We start from the raw sequence: 4,320 nt of genomic DNA on the forward strand, positions 1-4,320 counted from the left end.
TGCCATTCCTCTGACGCTGCTGCTGGGCCTGCTGTGCGGACTACTGAATGCGGCGTTGATCCACTACACCGGCATTAGTCCTCTGGTTATCACCCTCGGCACGCTCTACCTCTACGGCGGCGGGGCGCTGCTGCTCTCCGGCATGGCGGGAGCGACGGGCTATGAGGGGATTGGCGGCTTCCCGGACAGTTTTACCGCGTTCGCTAACCTCACGGTGCTTGGCCTGCCACTCCCGCTGGTATTGTTCGCGGTGATGACCGTTTTCTTCTGGCTGATTGCCCACCGCGGGCGCTTTGGCCGTCATCTGTTCTTGATCGGGCAGAACCCGCGCGCGGCGCGCTACGCAGCGCTGTCGGTGAACGGCATGCCCTACGCGCTGTACGGCCTGGTGGGCGTGGCCTCGGCCATTGCCGCGCTGGTGATGGTCTCCTATTTCGGCTCTGCGCGTTCGGATCTGGGGCGCGATTTGCTGATGCCCGCACTCACCGCCGCCGTGCTCGGCGGGGCCAGTATCTACGGCGGGTCAGGTTCGGTTGTCGGTACGGCGCTGGCGGCGCTGCTGGTGGGCTACCTGCAACAGGGTTTACAGATGGTCGGCATCCCCAACCAGGTGTCGAGCGCGCTGTCAGGGGCGCTGCTGGTTGTGGTGGTGATGGGACGGTCGCTGAGTCTGCACCGTGAATGGGTGCGCAATATCTTCCTGAAAACTACCCGGAGCGTAAGATGAAAACAAAACTGCTCGTCCTGGCAATGGCCCTCAGCTTCGCCTCGGCGCAGGCCGCGGACCGCATTGCCTTTATCCCGAAACTGGTGGGGGTCGGCTTCTTCACCAGCGGCGGCAACGGTGCGAAAGAGGCGGGGAAAGATCTTGGCGTGGACGTCACCTACGACGGCCCCACCGAGCCGAGCGTCTCCGGTCAGGTGCAGCTCATCAATAACTTCGTCAACCAGGGCTATAACGCGATTATTGTCTCCGCCGTGTCGCCGGACGGCCTCTGCCCGGCGCTGAAGCGCGCGATGCAGCGTGGCGTCAAGGTCCTGACCTGGGACTCCGACACCAAACCGGAGTGCCGCAGCATCTACATCAACCAGGGGACGCCGGAACAGCTCGGCGGCCTGCTGGTGGAGATGGCGGGCAAGCAGGTCACCAAACCGAATGCCAAAGTGGCGTTCTTCTACTCCAGCCCCACCGTTACCGACCAGAACCAGTGGGTAAAAGAGGCGAAGGCCAAAATTGAGAAAGACCATCCCCAGTGGCAGATCGTGACCACGCAGTTTGGCTATAACGACGCCACCAAATCCCTGCAGACTGCCGAGGGGATCTTAAAAGCGTATCCGGATCTGGATGCCATCATCGCGCCGGACGCCAACGCACTTCCCGCCGCCGCCCAGGCGGCAGAAAACCTGAAGCGGGAAGGGGTAGCGATTGTCGGGTTCAGCACGCCGAACGTGATGCGCCCGTACGTGGAGCGCGGCACGGTGAAAGCCTTCGGTCTGTGGGATGTCGTACAACAGGGCAAAATTGCGGTCAATGTCGCCGATCGTTTGCTGAAAAAAGGCGATCTTAACGTTGGCGACAGCGTGGACGTAAAAAACATCGGGGCGCTGAAGGTCGAGCCGAACAGCGTGCAGGGCTACCAGTATGAGGCGAAGGGCAACGGCATCGTGCTGCTGCCGGAGCGCGTGGTGTTCACCAAAGAGAACATCAACAAATACGATTTCTGACGGGGGAGCAAATGGCTGATTTAGACGACATCAAAGACGGTAAGGATTTTGGCATCGGCACGCCGCAGCAAAATGTGCCGTTCACCCTGAAAGGCTGCGGCTCGCTGGACTGGGGAATGCAGTCGCGGCTGGCGCGCATCTTTAACCCGCAAAGCAACCGCACGGTGATGCTGGCCTTTGACCAGGGCTATTTTCAGGGGCCGACTACCGGCCTTGAGCGTATCGATCTCTCCATCGCGCCGCTGTTCGGCGAAACCGACGTGCTGATGTGTACCCGCGGCATCCTCAGGAGCCAGGTACCAGCCGCGACGAACAAACCGGTGGTGCTGCGTGCCTCCGGGGGGAATTCGATTCTGGGTGAGCTCTCCAACGAGTGCGTGGCGGTGGCGATGGAGGACGCGCTGCGCCTGAACGTCTGCGCGGTGGCGGCGCAGGTCTATATCGGAAGCCCGTTTGAGCATCAGTCGATCAACAACATCATCAAGCTGGTGGACGCCGGGGCGCGCTACGGTATGCCGACGCTGGCGGTGACCGGCGTCGGGAAAGAGATGGCGCGGGACGCGCGCTATTTCTCGCTCGCCAGTCGCATCGCCGCCGAAATGGGGGCGCAGTTCGTCAAAACCTACTATGTGGACGAGGGCTTTGAAAAAGTGACTGCCAGCTGCCCGGTCCCGATCGTCATCGCGGGTGGCAAAAAGCTGCCGGAGCACGAGGCGCTGGAGATGTGCTGGCGCGCGATTGATCAGGGGGCTTCCGGCGTGGACATGGGACGCAATATCTTCCAGTCCAGCGCGCCGCTCGCCATGCTGAAAGCGGTGAAGAAAGTGGTTCACGAGAACATGAACGCCCGGGAGGCGTTCCAGTTCTGGCAGGAAGAGAAACAGGGAGAAGCAAAATGAACGTGACGCTGGTTGAAATCAACATTAAGCCCGAGCGGGTGGACGAGTTTCTGGAGGTGTTTCGCGCCAACCACGAGGGGGCGATTCAGGAGCCCGGAAATCTGCGCTTTGACGTATTGCAGGACCCCAGGGTGAAAACCCGGTTCTTTATCTACGAGGCCTATAAAGACGAAGAGGCGGTGCTGGCGCACAAGCAAACTCCGCACTATCTGGCGTGCGTGGATAAGCTTGAAGAGTTAATGTCCGAACCGCGCAAAAAACGCAGTTTTGTTGGGTTGTTGCCAGAGTAACAGGCGTTATAAAGGTTTGTAGGCCGGGTAAGCGTAGCGCCACCCGGCGTTGTTCAGGACAGCGCCAGCAGTTGAACCTGAGACCTGGCTCCCGGCATCAGCCGCTGCAGGCTATCCACCAACTCCGCACCCGCCTCTTCCAACGCTGCAAGCGGCATCGACGGCAGGCTTTCAAGAATAAACCACATGGTGTGCGCCTGGCTGTCCAGACGCGTCCGTATCCCCTGGCGCCAGTTCCAGCGGCGGCAGGTGACGCCGAGATCGTCGCGCCAGATAACCTCGCCCGGTTCCGGATGTTCCACCACCGGCTGTCCCTCTTTGAAGGTATCAAACGGCTCGCTGCCGTCGGCCAGCGTCAGACGCGGCGCGCCTGAATACGCCGTGAGATTTTCGCCGCCAACCGGAATGGCGTAGCGAATGCTCACCGCGTTATAGATATCCACCACCGGATCCAGCGGCGGCAGCGATCCGTCTTTCAGGACCCGCTTACGCAGGGCGGATGCCGAGCAGGGCGTGCGTTTCGGTTTCGCACCGAAGGCTTTAAACACCTCATCCCAGCCTGATAGGTGTGCATCAGCCCAGGGCACATCATCATTAAGCATCTGCTGGCAGGCCTGCGCCAGCGCGGCGGTCGCCACTTCCGGGTGGGTAATCGGCGCAGCTTCAACCAGAATGCTCAGCGCCCGAAAGCCTGGGGCAATCCCGGCAAGACGCGAGTCTATTGACGGCGTAACGAGAGACATAAATAATCCTGTATTGACTGTTTTATACCATGGTAGTGACCAATGACTGATAAAGTCAATATAATGACTGAGCAGGGGGCCGATATCGCCCAGGTAAGCCTGGCCGTCGCGAACCGCATACGCAACTGGCGCAAAGAGAAAAAACTGTCGCTGGATGAGCTATCCCGCCGCGCCAGCGTCAGCAAAGGCATGCTGGTGGAGATCGAAAAGGGCGCAGCCAACCCCAGCATCGCCATTTTGTGCAAGCTGGCCGCCGCGCTCGGTATCTCAGTGGCGGATATCGTTAACGTCTCCAGCGAGCCGCAGGTGCACGTTATCGAAGAAGCCGCGATTCCGGTGCTGTGGCAGGGCACACAGGGCGGTTACGCCAGACTGCTGGCAGGCACCGCGGGCCCGGATATGATTGAACTATGGCAGTGGGAGATGCAGCCGGGAGAGCGTTTTAGCTCTTCGGGACACCCGGCAGGCACGTTTGAGCTGCTGCACGTGAATGAGGGAGTGTTAACGCTGACGGTGGACGAGACGGTGACGCAGGTGGCCGCCGGGGCGTCGGCAGTGGCGAAAACGGAAGCCGCGCACGGCTATGCCAATGAAGGCAATACCGTACTTCGCTTCACCATGACGGTTGCGGAGTTTCACCGATAAAAAGCAGCCCGGTGGCGC

At 60.6% G+C, this 4,320-nt stretch carries 6 protein-coding genes; 5 read left to right on the forward strand and 1 reads right to left on the reverse strand.

What is annotated here, in order from left to right; all coding sequences use genetic code 11:
* From LDK53_RS22560 to lsrG, 4 genes are all read left to right on the forward strand, one after another.
* Positions 1-727, forward strand: a 727-nt coding sequence (locus LDK53_RS22560) for an ABC transporter permease subunit (RefSeq protein WP_225288130.1), incomplete at its 5' end; no start/stop codon positions are given.
* A complete protein-coding gene (gene lsrB / locus LDK53_RS22565) occupies positions 724-1,725 on the forward strand; it encodes an autoinducer 2 ABC transporter substrate-binding protein LsrB (protein ID WP_025759587.1) in 1,002 nt (333 codons plus the stop codon). The genes LDK53_RS22560 and lsrB, both read left to right, overlap by 4 nt.
* A gap of 11 nt (positions 1,726-1,736) precedes the next feature.
* Positions 1,737-2,624, forward strand: a complete 888-nt coding sequence (lsrF, locus tag LDK53_RS22570) for a 3-hydroxy-5-phosphonooxypentane-2,4-dione thiolase (protein WP_225288131.1) — start codon at positions 1,737-1,739, stop codon at positions 2,622-2,624.
* The gene (gene lsrG, locus LDK53_RS22575) at positions 2,621-2,914 is read left to right on the forward strand and encodes a (4S)-4-hydroxy-5-phosphonooxypentane-2,3-dione isomerase (protein WP_008503162.1); all 294 of its coding nucleotides are present in this window, start codon (positions 2,621-2,623) and stop codon (positions 2,912-2,914) included. The genes lsrF and lsrG overlap by 4 nt, the downstream gene beginning before the upstream one ends.
* A gap of 53 nt (positions 2,915-2,967) precedes the next feature.
* On the opposite strand, the gene LDK53_RS22580 is transcribed toward lsrG, so the two are convergent.
* On the reverse strand, positions 2,968-3,657 hold the full coding sequence (locus LDK53_RS22580; protein ID WP_047959503.1) for a B3/4 domain-containing protein: 690 nt from the start codon (positions 3,655-3,657) through the stop codon (positions 2,968-2,970).
* Between the two features lie 42 nt (positions 3,658-3,699).
* Here LDK53_RS22580 and LDK53_RS22585 point away from each other — a divergent pair, with 42 nt between their 5' ends.
* Positions 3,700-4,302: a helix-turn-helix domain-containing protein gene (locus LDK53_RS22585; RefSeq protein WP_225288132.1), complete on the forward strand. Its 603-nt coding sequence runs from the start codon at positions 3,700-3,702 to the stop codon at positions 4,300-4,302.
* Positions 4,303-4,320: the final 18 nt, after the last annotated feature.

The sequence above is a fragment of the Enterobacter sp. K16B genome (assembly GCF_020216105.1).
Lineage (GTDB): Bacteria > Pseudomonadota > Gammaproteobacteria > Enterobacterales > Enterobacteriaceae > Enterobacter > Enterobacter sichuanensis.